This window comes from Pseudomonas sp. TE50-2, assembly GCF_040813665.1.
GTDB classification, from domain to species: Bacteria; Pseudomonadota; Gammaproteobacteria; order Pseudomonadales; family Pseudomonadaceae; genus Aquipseudomonas; species Aquipseudomonas soli.
On sequence record NZ_JBFNXN010000001.1, the window covers coordinates 80,903 to 100,665 of the forward strand.

General features: G+C 66.4%; 12 protein-coding genes. 10 read left to right on the forward strand and 2 right to left on the reverse strand.

Annotation, left to right across the window (positions count from 1 at the left end):
• Positions 1-322: 322 nt before the first annotated feature.
• Positions 323-6,166, reverse strand: a complete 5,844-nt coding sequence (mnxG, locus tag AAHK21_RS00285) for a manganese-oxidizing multicopper oxidase MnxG (protein WP_367855966.1) — start codon at positions 6,164-6,166, stop codon at positions 323-325.
• A gap of 751 nt (positions 6,167-6,917) precedes the next feature.
• Between mnxG and AAHK21_RS00290 the strand changes: the two genes are divergently transcribed.
• From AAHK21_RS00290 to AAHK21_RS00335, 10 genes are all read left to right on the forward strand, one after another.
• Complete coding sequence (locus tag AAHK21_RS00290; RefSeq protein ID WP_367855967.1) at positions 6,918-7,979, forward strand: 3-deoxy-7-phosphoheptulonate synthase; 1,062 nt, start codon at positions 6,918-6,920, stop codon at positions 7,977-7,979.
• A 79-nt stretch (positions 7,980-8,058) separates the two neighbouring features.
• Positions 8,059-8,340, forward strand: a complete 282-nt coding sequence (locus tag AAHK21_RS00295) for a peptidylprolyl isomerase (protein WP_094009975.1) — start codon at positions 8,059-8,061, stop codon at positions 8,338-8,340.
• Between the two features lie 81 nt (positions 8,341-8,421).
• A complete protein-coding gene (locus tag AAHK21_RS00300; protein WP_367855968.1) occupies positions 8,422-10,263 on the forward strand; it encodes an extracellular solute-binding protein in 1,842 nt (613 codons plus the stop codon).
• On the forward strand, positions 10,260-11,318 hold the full coding sequence (locus AAHK21_RS00305; protein ID WP_367855969.1) for a microcin C ABC transporter permease YejB: 1,059 nt from the start codon (positions 10,260-10,262) through the stop codon (positions 11,316-11,318). Before AAHK21_RS00300 ends, AAHK21_RS00305 begins: the two co-directional genes overlap by 4 nt.
• On the forward strand, positions 11,318-12,334 hold the full coding sequence (locus AAHK21_RS00310; protein WP_094009978.1) for an ABC transporter permease: 1,017 nt from the start codon (positions 11,318-11,320) through the stop codon (positions 12,332-12,334). The genes AAHK21_RS00305 and AAHK21_RS00310 overlap by 1 nt, the downstream gene beginning before the upstream one ends.
• A gap of 40 nt (positions 12,335-12,374) precedes the next feature.
• Positions 12,375-13,760: a sigma-54 interaction domain-containing protein gene (locus AAHK21_RS00315; RefSeq protein WP_367855970.1), complete on the forward strand. Its 1,386-nt coding sequence runs from the start codon at positions 12,375-12,377 to the stop codon at positions 13,758-13,760.
• Between the two features lie 265 nt (positions 13,761-14,025).
• Entirely contained in the window at positions 14,026-15,417 is a 1,392-nt protein-coding gene (locus AAHK21_RS00320) for a GntP family permease (RefSeq protein WP_367855971.1), read from the forward strand.
• Positions 15,418-15,428: 11 nt separating this feature from the next.
• The gene (gene hbdH, locus AAHK21_RS00325; protein WP_367855972.1) at positions 15,429-16,199 is read left to right on the forward strand and encodes a 3-hydroxybutyrate dehydrogenase; all 771 of its coding nucleotides are present in this window, start codon (positions 15,429-15,431) and stop codon (positions 16,197-16,199) included.
• A gap of 88 nt (positions 16,200-16,287) precedes the next feature.
• Positions 16,288-18,237: an acetoacetate--CoA ligase gene (locus tag AAHK21_RS00330; RefSeq protein WP_367855973.1), complete on the forward strand. Its 1,950-nt coding sequence runs from the start codon at positions 16,288-16,290 to the stop codon at positions 18,235-18,237.
• Positions 18,238-18,289: 52 nt separating this feature from the next.
• A complete protein-coding gene (locus AAHK21_RS00335; protein ID WP_013972552.1) occupies positions 18,290-18,565 on the forward strand; it encodes a peptidylprolyl isomerase in 276 nt (91 codons plus the stop codon).
• On the opposite strand, the gene AAHK21_RS00340 is transcribed toward AAHK21_RS00335, so the two are convergent.
• Complete coding sequence (locus AAHK21_RS00340; protein WP_367855974.1) at positions 18,553-19,689, reverse strand: methyl-accepting chemotaxis protein; 1,137 nt, start codon at positions 19,687-19,689, stop codon at positions 18,553-18,555. The genes AAHK21_RS00335 and AAHK21_RS00340 overlap by 13 nt on opposite strands.
• Positions 19,690-19,763: the final 74 nt, after the last annotated feature.

A 19,763-nucleotide genomic window follows, 5' to 3' on the forward strand; every position in this document is an offset into this window, starting at 1 on the left:
TGGCGCACGTGAAGGGACATGTGGCGAGCACGGGCGCATGGCCCGTCATATCGACGATTCCAGACTGCGTGACCAATTGAAACCTCACCATCCTTATGGGGGCATGCAAGGGCCACGAGCGTTGAGCCTGGGTGGTCCCTTCGGCTGCGGTACCGATGACCTGTGGGCCGTCGGCTTTCCAGTTGCGCCGGGCTCCTGGCCCCGGGCGCTGGCGGATGATAACCATGAGGGTCCGCGGCAAGGCAACAAAAACAGAAAATTTAATGCTTGTTTGTTTGCCTGGCGGCCTTCCCCACTTCCCGGTCAGGCCGCCAGGCCCCTTTCACTGCGCAGGCGCCACCGCTGGCGGTGGCTCGTTGGTCACCCGCAGGATCCCCCACAGCCCCGAGGCATTGCCGTACGCCGCATAGTCGCGGAACAGGTAGTCCCCCGGCACGGCGTTGGCGCCCCCGGCACTGGGCAGCATGAAGCTGAAGTGCGCCGCCGGCAGCACGCTTTCCTGCGCGCCCACATACATCGCCATCGGGTTGTAGCCGTAGCGCACCGAGCCGATGCCCGGCAGGCCCATGGGGTAGCCGTTCACGTCGTTCTTCTCGGGCTGGTAGTTGTGCAGCGGCCACAGGTGCCCATCGAGCTGGTAGGTGATGCCGCGGCTACCACCGCTGGGCATCAGTACGTGGCTGCGCGCCGGCTGGCCGGGCTTGGCCCAGAGCACCGGGGTCTGCGGATCGCCGCCGACCAGGGCATTGCTGTAGGCCATGTGGGCATTGGGCACATCGGCGAAGCCAAAGCCATCGGCATGGCCGAACGGCGCGTCCGGCGCCAGGCCGAAGCGCAGCCACAGCGGCTCGGTCTTGTAGTTCATCGCCATGTTGCCGTTGTCCTTCGGATCGCCGGGCACGCCGTTGCCCTCGGTGGCGATGCCCTCCACCGGCCGGCCATCGGCCCAGCGCATGTTCAGCGAGCGCTGCCACACGGTGACGAAGTCGCGGTAGTCGGGCTGGCCGCTGACCTTCACCGTGGCCTGGGCGCGGCTGGCGGTGTCCTCGGTCCAGGTCGCGCTTTGCGGCAATACGCTCATGGCGCCCACCAGGCCTTTCTGCGGCTGCTTGATGACATCCGCCGGGGTCAGGTTGAGGCCGCCGAACTCGATGGCCGTGGTGTTGATGTTGTCCACGGTGCGGCCCAGTTGCAGCACCGGCTTGCCTTCACGCTCCAGGTGCCCGGCGTAGTACTGGTACACCCGGTTCGGGTAGGCGCCGCTGCTGCCGTTGCGCGGCGGCACGGTCTGCACCGGGTTGAGGCCGACGTTGACGCCGTCCGACTTGGTGATGTCGTAGGCCAGCAGCTGCGCATGCAGGCCGACGTGGCTGGACGGGCGCATCAGGTTGTTGTTGAACGCCGTGGAGCCCTCGCCGCCGGCGCGGTCGCGCTTGACCACGTTCTGCATCACCGCGCTGCTGGGCAGGTCGGGCATCATCAGCGGCAGGCGGTTTTCCAGGGTGATGCTGATGCAGTCGCCGGCGTTGGCGCGCAGCACCAGCGGCTCGACCGGTACGCCAGCCTTGAGCTTGCCGGTGCTCGCGTCGAGGTCGGCCTTGCGCACGTAGAGCACCGCGGTCGGGTCATGCAGCGGCGAACTGTGCCCGCCCACGGTGAAGGTCGCGCCATCCTCCTCGTCGGTGACCGTGGCCATGGGGATATCGACCTTGCGGCTGTTGAACACCAGGGTGCCGCCATTGGCCTTGAGCGCGCCACCGACGTGCTGGCCGATGCCGGCCGGGTCATTGATGCTGACCCCGTGGCGGTTCTCGAGAATGTCGTTGGCCAGGGCCGCGACGATCTCGTAGCTGCGCTTGACCGTCGGCCGCGTGCCGATGCCATTGGCGTTGGCCGTGGTCTTCGGACAGATGCCGTCGAAATTGACGGTGTTGCGCATGGCCACCGGCTGCGGATTGTTCGGCAGGGCGAACAGGTCGGCGCGTTGCGCGGTGTAGTTGCGCATGATGCCCCAGATGCCGTTCCAGTAGCCTTCCAGCGCCGCATCCAGCGAGTACAGGTAGTCGCCGTTGGTGGCGGCGGAGCTGGAGATCATCGACACTGGCGCCATGAAGCCGAGCTGCTCGGAGATGCCCACCATCTGCGACGACTTCCACCCCGAGTTGGAGCTGTTGCCGAAGCCTGAGCCGTTCTGCAGCCATTTCACGCCGTGCAGGGTGACGTTGTGTTCCTCCTCATGGCCGCCGGCATGCATGCGCAGGCGCACGTTGTCACCGGAATAGGTGCGCAGCAGCGGTGTGAACGGGTCACCCGGCTCGCTGCCCTTGTTGACGTGCGGCGGGAACAGCGTGGTGCCGCCGGTGGGACCGGTGGCCTGGGTGATCGCCGAAGGCGCCAGGTTCATCGCCGGGATAGCGCGGTCGGTGCGGCTCTGCATGGCGTAGGCCAGGTCGCCGCCGAGGCCGTCGGCCTGCATGCCGCGCTTGCCGTCCGGGCCGACCTTGTTCGGGTCGAATACGCGCAGGGCCAGCGGTTCGTTGCGGTAGTTGACGACGAACATGCCGGGGTCATCCACCGAGATCGCCTGCGGGCATGGCCGGGTCGGGCAACCCGGGCTCAGCCCGCCACGGGATTCGACCACCGACTCGAGCAGCGTCGAGGCTTTTTGCCGCACGGGCGGGTTGATGGCGTAGCGGAAGCTGTCGGCGGTGGCCGGATAGGCCTGGCCGTCCGGCACGCCATTGGGGCCGGCACCGACATACACGCCGGCTTCATAGGCGTGCTGGAAGTCGCTGTACTCGAGGAAGAACTCGCGGTAGCTGTCGTTCTTGCCATCGCCGTCGTGATCGCCGGTCTGGATCACCGCCTGCCACGAGGTCGGGCCGCCATCCTGGCGGGTCGCCGGGTTGTACAGCTGTTCGCCGGTCTCGGCGTGGTACCAGGTAGAGCCTGCGGGCTCGGCCAGCACGGTGGCGTACAGCCCGAGCTGCTGGTGGGTCGATGGGCCGAGGTGGTCATGGGTAAAGATGGTGCCCAGGCCACGGTCGACGTTGTGCACGTTCACCAGAGGGTCGGCGAACCAGCGTTGCATCGCGCTGCGCGCGCCGAGCCAGTCGGCCCGGCCGAAGCGTCCGAAGTACGGATGCTGCTTGGCTTTCGGGCAGGCGGCGGTGCCGTCGCGGGTATCGCCTTCGGTGCAGTTGTTGAAGCTGCGAATGGCGTGCACGCGCTCGACCACGCTGCCGGGCGAGAGGATGCCGTCTTCGTAGTTCCAGCCGTTGGCCGAGCCATCGGCGGCGGTCAGGTCCCATTTGGGCAGGTGGATATGCTGGCCGATCACGTCGGTCGGGGTGCGTACCTGGTAGTCGTCCATCTCGTAGAACGACGGGATCAGGTTGGTGTGCACGTACTGGGTGCAGTCGAAGGTGTTCATGCGCATCACCAAGGGCTCTGGCGGGCGCTGCTTGGTGATCACCGGCCAGGCGTCTTCCCACAGGGCGAGGATACGCGCCTGCGGGAAGTGGTAGCCGACCTTGTTGTACACCGCGTCGAACTGGATGTTCGCCGCCTTGTACATACGCGGCCGGTCGGCGGTGAAGGTGGACGAACCGCGGAAACTCATGCCGGTGAGGTTTTCGCCGCTGAAGAACTCGCCGACGCCCGAAGACTGGGTCAGGCGCTTGCCGCGGTCGTCCATGCACGGCTCATAGTACGGCGCGCCCGCCGTCGGCAAGGCGCCGTTGGTGCGGAAGGCCTTGGCCACCGGCGCGCCGCCGGGGATCAGGGCGAAGCTTTGGTGCTCGGCCTTGGCGTGGAACTGCATGGCCGCCTGTTCGACCTCGGTGCCCTCTTCGGGCAGGTAGATCGGCTTGGCCTTGTGCACCACCTTGGAGAAATCCAGCTTGGTGGTGGTGGTCACGGCGTCGCCACCGGCAGACACGCCATCGAGGGTGTGCCGGCCAAGGCCGCCGTCCCAACCGTCGACCTGGTTGGGATCGAGGTTGGCCCACAGCGCCTTGCCGCTGTCCTTGAGCTGCCGGGCCAGGGCCGGGTCGAGCATGTCCAGCGGCGGAGTCGGCGGACGCTGGCCGACGCTGCTTTCCATGCCGCCGATCCAGAACGGGTAGCCGGGGTTTTTCAGGCTGCCGTCGGCATTGCGATTGGTCTCGCTGCGATCGACCAGCGCGAGGGAGCCAACCGCACGCGGCGTGGCGGGCTCGTCGGGGTGATCGTCGCCCTCCTCTTCTTCATCGTCATGTTCGGCGACCAGGGTCTCGGCCAGCTTGGGCACCACCGTGACCTTGCCCGGCATCGGCGCCATGGCCTTGCCCGGCAACGGTACGATGGCCGGGATCGGCGTACCGGCGATGATCTCGCCGTCGGGCAGCGCCCGGGCACCCGGGGCCGGCTTGCCATTGCGCAGGGCGAACGGCGTGGTGTGGAAGCCGTTCTCGCCCTCGCCGCTGACCGCCAGGCGCGTGCCTGGCTCGAACACATCATGTACCCGCCACATGGCCCACATGCCCTGGGCGAAGTGCGGATAGAAATGGCAATGGTAGATGGCGTCGCCGGCGACCCGGTTGCGGTTGCCGGAGCCGCCGTTGGCGATTTCGTAGGTGTAGCCCACGCCCGGGCCGATGCCTTGGGCGTCGATATAGTCGGAGTTGTCATCGTTGGGGTTGAACAGCCACTGGTGCCCGTGCAGGTGGAAGATGTGCTGCTCGTGGCCATTGTGGGTGTTGCGGAACTTGGTGAAGTCACCGATGTAGCTATGGTGCACGTTGGCAGGTTCCGCCGGGTACAGGGCCATGGTCGCCTTGACCCCGGTGGCGCTGGCCGGCGGCGTTTCGCCCGGGCGGATGTTCTCCAGCCCGACGTTGGCCGGGATATCCACCAGGGTGCCGATATCACCGACAGTGTGGGCACTGAGGAAGAACTCCTCGTAGGCGCACGACAGGCAGTCGTGCATCGGCCCCACGCCAAGACGGTTGGCCACCACCTCGGCGCCCATGCCGCCGGAGCCGTAGTTGATCATGAACGAGTCGCGGGTCGGTTCCAGCACGTGGCCCATGACCGGGTCGGCCCAGTAACCGGGGAAGGCTTGGGTGGCGGCGACCTCGTCGGCGAACTGCGAGGCGAAGTCGCGGAAGGCTTCCAGGCGATTGGGCAGCGCCGGGTTGCGCTTGCCGACGCTTTCCAGCGGATAGGTGCTGGCAGGGAAGCTGCCGTCGGGGTTGGGGCCCATGACGATGGCGTCGGTCTCGCTGCTTTGGATCTCGTTGCCGTCGACCATGGCAATGATCGGCTTGCCGGCCTTGCCCTCGGCGATCCACGGCTCGACGTTGGGGTAGCGTGCCTGGTAGTCGATGACCGGCTGACCGGTGGCCGTGCGGCCGGTGGTGGCCAGGCGCATCTCTTCCTCGGTCAGGGTGTTGCGGTAGGTGCGCCCGGCCTTGGGCACCACCACCACCTGGCCGAACAGGCCGTTGGCGACGTTACCGCCGCCGCCCTGCCCGCCGAAGGTCGCACCCAGGCTGGTAACGGCGAAGGCGCCTTCGCGCTCGGCGTACAGGGTGTAGCTGCGGGTGCCGCCCGGGGCGACCAGGAAGTTGCCGTTGCGCCCAGTGTTGGCGGCGATGTCGCCGATGCTGTTGACCGCCTGCAGGCCATTGACCTGGAAGCCCACATGGCGATCGGTGACCTGCTCGTCGGCGACGAAGTGCTCGTTGCCCTCGTTCTCGACCTCGGCGCCCTCTTCTTCCTCGCCTTCGACTTCGTTCTCATCGTGATCGATGCCGTGCTTGTTGGGGTTGGCCTGGTAGGCCAGCAGGTTGCTCAGGTTGACTGTCAGGCAGTCCCCCGCCGCCACCCGCAGCACGATCGGACGCGGGCGCTTATCCGGGCGCAGGGTGACCTTGCCCGGCACCGCCGCACCGCCCTTGCTCAGGGGCACACGGTGCTCGTCCACCACGTCCTGGCGCAGGGCGAACATCATGCCGTTGGCGTTCTGCGCGCCGAGGCGGTTGAACATCAGTGGCTGGTCCAGCGCCACCACGTTTGCCACCAGCGTGCGCTGGCACTGCACGGCGGCCTCGCTGGAGACCTGCCAGCCCAGCAGGGCCAGCAGTAAGGTAGACAGGACCGGGCCTTTGCGAGGGGTCGACATGGGGCACCTCCGGGGACACAGGGATACTGCGGGGAGGTCAGCAAGTGCCGTGCCAGATAATTAATTGTTCAATTTCAACTAGTTAAGAAATAGAAAAGTGGGGCAACCGGGGGAAAATCCCCTATTGATGTGCCCCCGAATCAGGGGCTGCTGCGCGGTCCTCAAGCCAACCGTCGTTCCTGTGGGTGCCGGCTTGCCGGCGATGAGGCCAGTAGAGGTACACAATTACTCCAATAGCATTTAGTGATTGAACGCCAACGCAAAGGTGCAGTAAGCTCGGTCCCAATCACTGGAGAGCAACATGTCGAAACAAACCCGCAACCACGCCAACCACACCGGTCGCTCCGCGCACCGCGTGCTGGCCGTTGCCGGTCGTAACGCCGTTGCCAGCTTTTATTTTGGGTATTGGTTTAGCCACTAGGCGCCGATTACCCATCCGGCGCCCACCTTCGAGGGGCCGCCGAACATGAGAATACTCAAACCCCCGGTCGGCTCCCCGACCGGGGGTTTTGCTTTTCCGGGCCCACGAAACATACCGATTACCTTGAGGACAGCGTCATGAACCACACCACCTACTACCGCACCTATGCATGGCGATTTAGCCAGTTCCGTTCGGGCCAGCCTGCCGCCTCCGTTCGGTCGATTTCCGGTGGCAATGCCGCACAGACACCCCATTTGACGATCAGTCGAACACCTCGATAGGGCCGACCGCGCGGGCCAGAACCCGCCGTCCGCCCAGGGAAAAAACGCCATGCAAGCCTCGAATCTCGCCCTGCCCCTGACCCAGCCGCACGCTGCCAACACCACCGTCAGCCAGCGCCTGCCCAGCCCGCACCTGCTCAAGCAGCAGATGCCGCTGTCCAGCGAACTCACCCAGCAAGTCCATGCCCAGCGCCAGGCGATCCGCGCCATTCTCGAAGGCCGCGACGAACGCCTGCTGGTGGTGGTCGGCCCCTGTTCGATCCATGACCCGCGCTCGGCCCTCGAGTACGCCGACCGTCTGGCCGCGCTCAGCCGCGAGGTCGACGACAAGCTGCTGCTGGTGATGCGCGCCTACGTGGAAAAACCGCGCACCACCGTGGGCTGGAAAGGCCTGGCCTACGATCCGCACCTCGACGGCAGCGATGACATGCACGCCGGCATCGCCCTGTCCCGCGGCCTGATGCTGGGCATGCTCGAACGCGGCCTGCCGATCGCCACCGAGCTGCTGCAGCCGATGGCCGCCGGCTACTTCGACGACCTGCTGGGCTGGGCCGCCATCGGCGCGCGCACCACCGAGTCGCAGATTCACCGCGAGATGGTCAGTGGCCTGGAGCTGCCGGTCGGCTTCAAGAACGGTACCGACGGCGGTATCGGCATCGCCTGCGACGCCATGCGCAGCGCCGCCCACCCGCACCGTCACTTCGGCATGGACGCGCAGGGGCATCCGGCGATCATCGAGACCCTGGGCAACCCCGACACCCACCTGGTGCTGCGCGGCGGGCACAAGGGCCCGAACTACGACGCCCAGAGCGTCGCCCTGGCGCGCCAGGGCCTGGCCAAGGCAGGTCTGGCGCCACGCATCATGGTCGACTGCAGCCACGCCAACAGCGGCAAGGACCCGGCGCGCCAGCCGGCGGTGTTCGAGGACGTGCTGGCCCAGCGCCTGGGCGGTGACCGCTCGCTGGTCGGGGTGATGCTCGAGGGCCACCTGTTCGACGGCTGCCAGACTCTAGGCAAAGGCGCGCTGAAGTACGGCGTGTCGATCACCGACGGCTGCCTGGGCTGGGACGCGACCGAGGTACTGCTGCGCGATGCCGCCGCGCGCCTGTGAGCCTCTGCGGCAAGCCTGGCGAGACAGGGCACGAACAAGTGCGCTAGGCTTGCCTTTTCGAACCCAAGGAGCAGTACCCATGGCCCGAGCCACCGCCCGCCACATCCTGGTTGCCAGCGAAGACAAGTGCAACGAACTCAAAGCGCAGATCGAAGCTGGCGCCGACTTCGCCGAAGTCGCCAAGGCCAACTCCACCTGCCCATCCAGCCGCCAGGGCGGCGACCTGGGCTCGTTCGGCCCGGGCCAGATGGTTCGCGAGTTCGATACCGTGGTCTTCAGCGCGCCGCTGAACGTCGTCCAGGGCCCGGTGAAGACCCAGTTCGGCTACCACCTGCTGGAAGTGACCAGCCGCCAGGACTGATCCGGCATTGCCGTGCTCGTTCCTGTAGGAGCGAACGTTGTGGGGGCGGGCTTGCCCCGCTCCCACAAAAGCCGTTTCGACATGATCATGCGCTGTGTGGTTGCAAGTTGCGTGTGCCTGATCCTGCCGTTTTCACTACAGGCCGCCCCCACCCACGCCCTCACCGTCTACGGTGAAGCCCCCCGCTATCCCGCGAACTTCCACCACTTCGACTACGTCAACCCTGACGCCCCCAAGGGCGGCAGCCTGCGCCGCTCGGCCATCGAGATCGGCCAGTTCGACCATATCCTGCCCTATATCGACAAAGGCATCGGCGTCAGCCAGGTAGACGGCTGGCTTTACGCGCCGCTGGCCATGCGTTCGCTCGACGAGCCCTATACCGTCTACGGCCTGATCGCCCAGCGCCTGGAGCGTGGCCCCGACGACGCCTGGCTGCGCTTCTACCTAGACCCGCGCGCCACCTTCGCCGACGGCAAGCCGGTGCGCGCCGAGGACGTACGCTTCAGCTACGACCTGCTGATGAGCCAGGGCAGCCTCAAGTTCCGCACCCAATTTGCCGATGTCGCCGGGGTCACCGTCGAAGGCCCTCGCCAGGTGCGCTTCGACTTCAAGCAGCCCCATGGCCGCACCCTGCCGCTGGAGCTGGCCGGCCTGCCGGTGCTGCCCGAGCATGACTGGCACAAGCGCGACTTCGCCAACGGCGCCGGCTTCGACAAGCCCGTGGGCAGCGGCCCTTATCGCATCGGCAGGATCGACAACGGCCGCAGCATCACCTTCGAGCGCGATGCGAACTGGTGGGCGCGGGACCTGCCGGTCGCCCGCGGGCTGTACAACTTCGCCCGCATTAGCGTCGAATTCTTCGGCGACACCGAAGTGGCCCGCCAGGTGCTCAAGGGCGGTGGCTACGACTACAACCGCGAGTACTCCGCCACCGCCTACACCCTCGGCTACAACGGCGCGGCGCTGGATGACGGGCGCCTGCGCCGTGCCCACCTGGGCCCGGCCAAGCCGCAGATCGCCCAGGGCTTCGTGTTCAACCTGGACCAGCCGCAGTTCAAGGACCGCCGCGTGCGCCAGGCCCTGGCCATGCTCTGGGATTTCGAGTGGAGCAACCGGCAGATGATGCGCAACATGTACATCCGCCAGCAGAGCCTGTACGCCAACACGCCGCTGGCCGCCCGCGCCCTGCCCGATGCAGAGGAACTCAAGCTGCTCGAGCCGCTGCGCGGCCAGGTGCCGGATGAAGTGTTCAGCCAGGTGTTCAGTGCGCCGGTCACCGACGGCTCCGGCATCATCCGCCAGCAGCAGCTGCAGGCCCTGGCTATGCTGCAGGACGCTGGCTGGCATCCCAAAGGCGATCGCCTGGTCAACGCCCAGGGCCAGCCGCTGAGCTTCACCTTCCTCAATGGCCAGTCGGGCCTGGAGCGCCTGCTGCTGCCGTGGAAGCGCAACCTGGCGCAGATCGGCGTCGAGCTGAACATCCGCAACGTCGACGCCGCCCAGTACGTCAATCGCGTGATGGCCCGCGACTACGACATGATCGTCACCGGCTACCCGGTGACCCTGTCGCCGGGCAGCGAGCAGTACAACTACTTCGGTTCCGCAGCGGCCAACGACCCCGGCTCGAACAACCTGATGGTGCTCAAGGACCCGGCGGTGGACCGCCTGCTCGACGGTCTGGTGCGCGCCAACAGCCAGGCCGACATGCTGCGCCACGCCCGCGCCCTGGACCGGGTGCTGCAATGGAACTACTACTGGATCCCCAACTACTACCCGCCTGGCAGCTCGACGGTGTGGTGGAACCGCTTCGGCCTGCCCAAGGTGCAGGCGGCCTATGACGAAGGCCTGGACACCTGGTGGGAAGTCAGCCCACGGGCACTGACCACCCAACAGATGGCCGAGCGCCTGGGGAAAGGGCCATGACCACCTACATCCTGCGCCGCCTGCTGCTGATCATCCCCACCCTGCTGGCGATCCTGCTGGTGAACTTCGCCATCGTCCAGGCCGCGCCCGGCGGGCCGGTGGAACAGGCCGTGGCGCGCCTGCAGGGTATCGGCGGCGGCGCGCCTGGTGCACGGGTCGAGGCGGTGCAAGGCGAATCCCGCGCCACCCGTGGGCTGGATCCCAAGCTGATCGAGGAGATCAAGCGCCAGTACGGCTTCGACAAGTCCGCGCCCGAACGGCTATGGCTGATGCTAGGCCAGTACGCCCGGCTGGACTTCGGCCAGAGCTTCTTCCGCGGCGCCAAGGTCACCGATTTGATCGTGCAGAAACTGCCGGTGACCCTGTCGCTGGGCTTCTGGGCCACGCTGATCACCTACCTGGTGTCGATCCCGCTGGGCATCCGCAAGGCGGTACGCCATGGCAGCCGCTTCGATGCCTGGAGCAGCGCCCTGATCGTGATCGGCTACGCCTTGCCCTCGTTCCTGTTCGCCCTGCTGCTGATCGTACTGTTCGCTGGCGGCACCTCGCTAAACTGGTTCCCGGTGCGTGGCCTGGTCTCCGACGATTTCGACCAGCTCAGCCTGCTGGGCAAGGTCGCCGACTACTTCTGGCACCTGGTGCTGCCGGTCGGCGCCCTGGTCATCGGCGGCTTCGCCACCCTGACCCTGTTGACCAAGAACGCCTTCCTCGACGAGATCGCCCGCCAGTACGTGGTCACCGCCCGCGCCAAGGGCCTGAGCGAACGGCGCGTGTTATACGGCCATGTGCTGCGCAACGCCATGTTGCTGGTGGTGGCCGGGCTGCCCCAGGCGCTGATCACGGTGTTCTTCGCCGGCTCCCTGCTGATCGAGGTGATCTTCTCCCTCGATGGCCTCGGGCGCATGAGCTACGAGGCGGCCGTATCGCGGGACTACCCGGTGGTGTTCGGCACCCTGTTCATCTTTACCCTGGCCGGGCTGTTGATCCGCTTGCTGGGCGACCTGTGCTACACGGTGCTCGACCCGCGCATCGACTTCGACGCGAGGGGCCGCTGATGTTCTCGCCCATCGCCCGACGCCGGCTGCGCCGCTTTCGCGACAACCGCCGCGGCTGGATCTCGCTGTGGCTGTTCGCCGGGCTGTTGCTGCTGAGCCTGGGGGCGGAACTGGTGGCCAATGACAAGCCCTTGCTGCTCGGCTACCAGGGTGAGCTGTACACCCCGGCGCTCAAGCGCTACACCGAGCAGCAGTTCGGCGGGCAACTGCCTTTCCAGCCCGACTACCGCAGCCAATACGTGCGCCAGCTGATCGAGGGCCAGGGCGGCTGGATGCTCTTCGCGCCGATCCCGTTCAGCGCCGACACGCCCAACTACGACCTGCAGGTGCCTACCCCCAGCCCGCCCAGCACGAGCAACTGGCTGGGCACCGACGACCAGGGCCGCGACGTGCTGGCGCGGGTGCTGTACGGCACGCGGGTCTCGCTGCTGTTCGCCTTCGCTCTGACCCTGCTCAGCGTGTTGATCGGCGTGACGGCCGGCGCCCTGCAGGGCTACCACGGCGGCTGGGTCGACCTGCTCGGCCAGCGTCTGCTGGAGGTGTGGTCGGGGTTGCCGGTGCTGTACCTGCTGATCATCCTGTCGGGGTTCGTCGAGCCGGATTTCTGGTGGTTGCTGGGGATCATGGCGCTGTTCTCCTGGCTGACCCTGGTGGATGTGGTGCGCGCCGAGTTCCTTCGTGGGCGCAACCTGGAATACGTCAAGGCCGCCCGCGCACTGGGGCTTTCCGACACCCAGGTGATGCTGCGGCATATCCTGCCCAACGCCCTCAACGCGACCCTGACCTACGTGCCGTTCATGCTCACCGGGGCGATCACCACCCTGACCGCGCTGGACTTCCTCGGCTTCGGCATGCCCGCCGGCAGCGCGTCGCTGGGCGAGCTGGTGACCCAGGGCAAGCAGCACCTCGAGGCGCCTTGGCTAGGCTTCACCGCATTCTTTGCACTGGCGCTGATCCTGTCGTTGCTGGTATTCATCGGCGATGCGCTGCGCGAGGCATTTGATCCTCGCAGGTGATCGCCTGTAGCGCCCTCATATCCAACCGCTGGACCAATGCATGCACGACAACCTCAAGGACTACCCCCAGGTCCGCCAACTGGCCATCCGCTCGCTGTTCGAGATCATCGAGCAGTCCAGCGAAGGCACGGTGATCGTCGACCGCCAGGCGCGCATCGTCTGGATGAACGAGCGCTATGCCCGCCGCTTCGGCCTGGAGGACGCCGCCAGCGCCATCGGCAAACCGTGCGAGACGGTGATCCCCGGCAGCCTGATGCGCGAGGTGGTGAGCAACGGCAAGCCGATCCTGCTGGATATGCTCGACACGCCGAACGAACCGCTGGTGGTGATGCGCCTGCCGATCCACGACGACCAGGGCGCGCTGATCGGCGCCATCGGCTTCGCCCTGTTCGACGAACTGCGCAGCCTGTCGCCGCTGCTCAAGCGCTACGCCAGCATGCAGCAGGAGCTGGCTTCGACCCGCTCGCAGCTGCGCGCGCGCCAGGCCCGCTACAGCTTCGCCCAGTTTGTCGGCAGCAGCCCCGCCTGCCTCGAGGCCAAGCGCCGCGCCCGGCGTGGCGCCGGCAGCGACTCGCCGGTGCTGCTGCTGGGCGAGACCGGCACCGGCAAGGAACTGCTGGCCCACGCCATCCATGCCGCCTCGGCCCGCGCGCACAAGGCCTTTGTCAGCATCAACAGCGCGGCGATCCCCGAGGCGTTGCTCGAGGCCGAGTTCTTCGGCACCGCCCCGGGCGCCTTCACCGGCGCCGACCGCAAGGGGCGCAGCGGCAAGCTGCAATTGGCCGAGGGCGGCACGCTGTTCCTCGACGAGATCGGCGACATGCCGCTGACCCTGCAAAGCAAGCTGTTGCGCGTGCTGCAGGAAAAGGAATACGAGCCGGTGGGCAGCAACCAGATGCTACGCAGCGACGTACGGATCATCGCCGCCACCTCCATCGACCTGCAGGCGGCCATGGCCCGGGGTACGTTCCGCGCCGACCTGTACTACCGGCTGAACGTGCTGCCGGTGCAGGTGCCGCCGCTGCGCGAACGCCTGGAGGACCTGCCGGCGCTGTGCGAGGCGATCCTCGCCGAACTGGGCAGCCAGTACGAGCTGGAGGCCGAGGCCCAGGCATTGTTGGGGCGCCATGCCTGGCCGGGGAATATCCGTGAGCTGCGCAACGTGCTGGAGCGGGCGACCCTGCTGGCGGACCAGCCGCGACTGGGCGTGCATGACCTGGCGAACGCGCTGGGGCCGTTGAGCCCGGTAGCATTGGCCGCACCCGCGCTGGATTACCGTCAGGCATGCGCCCAGTTCGAGCGCGGATTGATTGTCGATGCCTTGGCGCGCAGCGCCGGAAATGTGCCGGAGGCGGCGCAGGCATTGGGCTTGGGACGGTCGACGCTGTACAAGAAGATGGCGGCGCTGGAAATCGAGTCTCAATAAAGAGATAAACATCTCTTTATTGAGACCATTGCGAGGGCTGCGCCCTCGATCGCCGGCAAGCCGGCTCCCACAGGGGCGTACCGCGATCAACTGTGGGAGCCGGCTTGCCGGCGATGGGCCGCAACGCGGCCCCACTCTCTCAAATTCGAGACACCAATTTTGATAGAAACAATAAAACTCAATAATTTCAATAGCTTAAGAAGTTGGCACAATTCCCGCTAATGGCATTCCAACCATAAAAACAACAGTTGGAGATCCCCTTAGGATGACCGTGCTCATCGCCCTGGCCGCCCTGGCCCTGCTGATGCTCGCTGCCTACCGCGGCTACAGCGTGATCCTCTTCGCCCCCATCGCCGCGCTCGGCGCGGTGCTGCTCACCGACCCCGCCGCCGTGGCCCCGGCCTTCACCGGGGTGTTCATGGAGAAAATGGTCGGCTTCATCAAGCTCTACTTCCCGGTGTTCCTGCTCGGCGCGGTGTTCGGCAAGCTGATCGAGCTGTCGGGTTTCTCGCGCTCGATCGTCGCCGCCGCCATCCGCCTGCTCGGCACCCGCCAGGCGATGCTGGTGATCGTGCTGGTCTGCGCCCTGCTCACCTACGGCGGCGTGTCGCTGTTCGTGGTGGTGTTTGCGGTGTACCCGTTCGCCGCCGAGATGTTCCGCCAGAGCGACATCCCCAAGCGGCTGATCCCGGCAACCATCGCCCTGGGCGCGTTCTCCTTCACCATGGACGCCCTGCCCGGCACCCCGCAGATCCAGAACATCATCCCCAGCACCTTCTTCAACACCACCGCGTGGGCCGCGCCCTGGCTGGGCCTGATCGGCACGTTGTTCGTGTTCTGCACAGGCATGCTCTACCTGCAGCGCCAGCGCAACAAGGCCCAGCGCAAGGGCGAAGGCTATGGCAGCAACTTGCGCAACGAACCGGAGACCGCCGACGACATCGCCCTGCCCAATCCCTGGCTGGCCCTGGCGCCGCTGCTTCTGGTAGGCGTGATGAACCTGCTGTTCACCCACTGGATCCCGCAGTGGTATGGCACCAGCCACACCCTGCAACTGCCGGGCATGGCCGCGCCGGTGCAGAGCGACGTGGCCAAGCTGACGGCGATCTGGGCGGTACAGGCGGCGTTGCTGGTGGGCATCCTGATGGTGCTGGTGTGCGCCTTCGGCACCATTCGCCAGCGCCTGGCCGAAGGCACCAGGAGCGCGGTGAGCGGCGCCCTGCTGGCGGCAATGAATACGGCCTCTGAATACGGCTTCGGCGCCGTGATCGCCTCGCTGCCTGGCTTCCTGGTACTGGCCGACGCCCTGCGCGGCATCCCCAACCCGCTGGTCAACGAAGCCATCACCGTTACCCTGCTGGCCGGCATCACCGGCTCCGCCTCCGGCGGCATGAGCATCGCCCTGGCGGCCATGAGCGACAGTTTCATCGCCGCCGCCAACGCCGCCAACATCCCGCTGGAGGTGCTGCACCGGGTCGCCGCCATGGCCAGCGGCGGCATGGACACCCTGCCGCACAACGGCGCGGTGATCACCTTGCTGGCGGTCACCGGGCTGACCCACCGCGAAGCCTACAAGGACATTTTCGGTATTACCCTGATCAAGACCCTGGCCGTGTTCGTGGTCATCGCCACGTTCTACGCCACCGGCATCGTATGAAGGAGAAAGGCATGACGCTCAAAGGCAAGACCGCACTGGTCACCGGTTCCACCAGCGGCATCGGCTTGGGAATAGCCCAGGTGCTGGCCGAGGCCGGCGCCGACATCCTGCTCAACGGTTTCGGCGACCCGGCCGCGGCCATCGCCGAAATCAAGCGGTTCGGCGTCAAGGTCGCCCATCATCCCGCCGACCTGTCCGACGTGGCGCAAATCGAGCAGATGTTCGCCCTGGCCGAGCGCGAGTTCGGCGCGGTCGACATCCTCGTCAACAATGCCGGCATCCAGCATGTGGCGCCGGTCGAGCAGTTTCCGGTGGAGGCCTGGGACAAGATCATCGCCCTGAACCTCTCGGCGGTATTCCATGGCAGCCGCCTGGTGTTGCCGGGCATGCGCACGCGCGGCTGGGGGCGGATCGTCAATATCGCCTCGGTGCACGGCCTGGTCGGCTCCACCGGCAAGGCCGCCTACGTGGCCGCCAAGCATGGCGTGGTGGGCCTGACCAAGGTGATCGGCCTGGAAACCGCCACCAGCAACGTCACCTGCAACGCCATCTGCCCGGGGTGGGTACTGACGCCGCTGGTGCAGAAGCAGATCGATGACCGCGCCGCCAGCGGTGGCGATGCACAGCAGGCGCAACACGACCTGCTGGCCGAGAAGCAGCCCTCCCTGGCCTTCGTCACCCCTCGCCACCTCGGCGAACTGGTGCTGTTCCTGTGCAGCGAGGCCGGCAGCCAGGTCCGTGGCGCCGCCTGGAACGTCGATGGCGGTTGGCTCGCCCAGTAAAGGCTAGAGTGGAACAAGACAAGCCCGTTCCTCTACAGAAGCGGGCTCGCACCGCGACAAGACTCTCAGCCCTGACCGAGACTTCCGCATGAACGACGTACTCTGGCGCCCCACCACCACCCAGATCGAAGCCAGCCGGATGGACGCCTTCCGTCGTCGCGTCAACCGGCGTTTCAACCTTCAGCTCGACGACTACGCCGCCCTGCACCGCTGGAGCGTCGAGCAGCGCCCGCAGTTCTGGCAGACCCTCGCCGAGTACTTCCATGTGCAGTGGCACACCCCGCCTTCGAGCATCCTCGAGGAAGGCGAACACATGGCCGACGCGCGCTGGTTCCGTGGCGCCACCCTGAATTTCGCCGAACACCTGCTGCAGCGCCGCGACGACCGCCCGACCGTGGTGGCCGTGCGCGAGGACGGCAGCCGCCACAGCCTCACCCACAATCAACTGGCCGCACAGGTCGCCGGCTTGCAGCAGGCTTTTCGCCAGGCCGGTATCGCGCCGGGCGATCGTATCGCCGCGGTGATGCCCAACACCTGGGAAACCCTGGTCGCCATGCTCGCCGCTACCAGCCTCGGCGCGGTCTGGTCCAGCTGCTCGCCGGACTTCGGCAGCCACGGCATCATCGACCGCTTCGGCCAGATCGCCCCTCGGCTGCTGGTGGTTTGCGCCGGTTATCAATATGCCGGCAAGGTCATCGACCAGGTGGAGAAGATCAACCAGGTCGTGGCCCAGCTACCGAGCATCGAGCAGTTGCTGGTGGTGCCGCATACCCGGCCGCAGACCCGCGCCGATGAGTTCACCGGCAAGCCGACGACCCTGTGGGCCGATTACTTCACGCCCGGCGGGACGCCGACCTTCGCCGCGCTGCCCTTCGACCATCCGCTGTATATCCTGTATTCCAGCGGCACCACCGGCGTGCCCAAGTGCATCGTCCACCGCGCTGGCGGCGTGCTGTTGCAGCACCTCAAGGAACACGGCCTGCACAACGACCTCAAGGCCGACGATGTGCTGTTCTACTACACCACCTGTGGCTGGATGATGTGGAACTGGCTGGCCAGCGGGCTGGCGGTCGGCGCTACCCTGGTGCTGTATGACGGCTCGCCGTTTCACCCCGGGCCCGAGCGATTGCTCGACCTGATCGACACCGAAGGCATCCGCGCCTTCGGCACCAGCCCCAAGTACCTCGCCGCCCTAGAGCAGGCCGCTGTGGAGCCGGCGAAATCCCATGGCCTGGGCAGCCTGCGCCTGATCCTTTGCACCGGCTCGCCGTTGTCGCCCCACAGCTACGACTATGTCTACGCCAAGGTAAAGGCCGACGTATGCCTGGCCTCGATGTCCGGTGGCACCGATATCGTCGCCTGCTTCGTGGCCGGCAACCCGCTGCTGCCGGTGCGCCGTGGCGAGATCGCCGGCAAGGGCCTGGGCATGGCGGTGGAAGTCTGGGATGAACAATGCCAGCCGGTCAGCGGCGCGAAAGGCGAGCTGGTCTGCGTACATCCCTTCCCCTCGATGCCACTCGGCTTCTGGGGCGACGCTGACGGCCAACGCTACCGTGACGCTTACTTCAGCCAGTTCGAAGGTGTCTGGTGCCAGGGCGACTACGCCGAGCAGGTACCTGGCGGTGGGCTGATCATCCATGGCCGCTCCGACGCCGTGCTCAATCCCGGCGGCGTGCGTATCGGCACCGCCGAGATCTACCGCCAGGTGGAAAAGGTCGAGGAGGTACTGGAGAGCGTGGCCATCGGCCAGGACTGGAATAACGATGTGCGCGTGGTGCTGTTCGTGCGCCTGCGCGACGGTCTGCAGCTCGACGAGGCGCTCAGCCTGCGTATCCGTCAGGTGATTCGCCAGTTCACCACGCCGCGCCATGTGCCGGCAGTGATCGTCCAGGTCAGCGACATCCCGCGCACCCTCAGCGGCAAGCTGGTGGAGCTGGCGATCCGCGACGTGGTGCATGGCCGGCCGGTGAAGAACACCGACGCCCTGGCCAACCCCGAGGCGCTGCAGCAGTTCCGCGACCGCCCGGAGTTACGCTGAGGGCGACATCAGGCATAATGTCGCCCTTTTGCCCCGAAGCACAGGTAACCCGATGAAAGCCCAAGCCCGCCACATCCTGGTCAAGACCGCTGACGAAGCCGAAAAGCTCAAGCAGCGCATCGCCAACGGCGAGGCTTTCGACGTGCTGGCGAAGAAATTTTCCACCTGCCCGTCCGGCAAGCGCGGCGGCGACCTGGGTGAAATACGTCCGGGCCAGATGGTCGGCGCCATCGACCAGGTGATCTTCAAGAAGCCCCTGCGCGTGGTCCACGGACCAATCAAGAGCAAGTTCGGTTATCACCTGGTGCAGACGTTCTATCGCGACTGAGCCTCGCTCTCGCGCCGTCTCTGCAACAACGAAGGCGATTGCTCGCCACTGGCGACCACGCGCTCCAAACCCTCCTGCACGGCAAGGCTGGCGCTCTCCATGTCGGCCACCGCCTTGAGCATCGCTGCGGTATCGCCGCTGGCATGGGCATCAATGGCGTCGAATGCGCAGCGGTGCACGGCGGCATGGGGCGCGTCGATATCCTTGTACCCGGCAAGATGCGCATAGTGCAGCGCCCCGTCCCCCTCGCGATACCACTTGCCCAGGCGACAGTGGGTATGGTCGGTAAAGTCCGAGCCGCGCTCCTGCGAAACGCCGAACAACACCTTGTAGACGCGGAACTTGTAGATCAGGTGATCGAGCTTGGCCAGCTCGCAGAAGCTGCGCAGCGCCGACACCGATGCCGATCCTTCGGCTACCGTCGACATGTCGAGCAACTGGCGCATGGTACTGGCCGCGGACTGGCCGACACCGCTGTATGACGATGAATGCTCGGCCAGGCTGGCGATATGCCCTCGGCTTTGCGCGCTGTCGGCCCGAATGGCCGAGACCAGCGTGCCAATCTCGGCTGTGGCGTCGGCCGTGCGCCTGGCCAGGGTCCTGACCTCATCGGCCACCACGGCAAAGCCGCGCCCGGCGTCGCCCGCCCGCGCCGCCTCGATGGCCGCGTTCAGCGCGAGCAGGTTGGTCTGGTCCGCCACCTCGCGGATGATCTCAAGCACACCGCCGACCTGCTGGGCCTGATGATCTAGCCTGCCGACCTTCTCCGACGCCTCGCCGGAGGCATCTGCCAGCTGTTCGAGATTGGTCGCGATCGCGTCGATGCTGGCCTGGTTGCTGCTGGCAATGCCCTGGATGCGGATGGCGTACTGCCTTTCCTGCTCCATGCTGTGGGCGAGGCTGGCGAACGAGGTCTGGGTCATTTCCAGGGAATGCGAGAACGCCGAGAGGTTGCCGGCCAGGTGCCCGAGTACCTGGTTCTCTCGCGCCAGTTCCTCAGCCCTCGATTCCGCCTCACGGGCGCGCTGCTCAGATGCCGCCAACTGTGAACGGGAATGCTCCAGGGCGACGTTCAGCTCCTTGATCTGCGGGTCTTGCCGACCTGCCTTGCTCCACCACTTCACACCACGCTCCCGGGATACACCCACCGTTTGTCACCCGGCCGAAGACATCCGGGCAGAAACAGCGAACGTTCTCA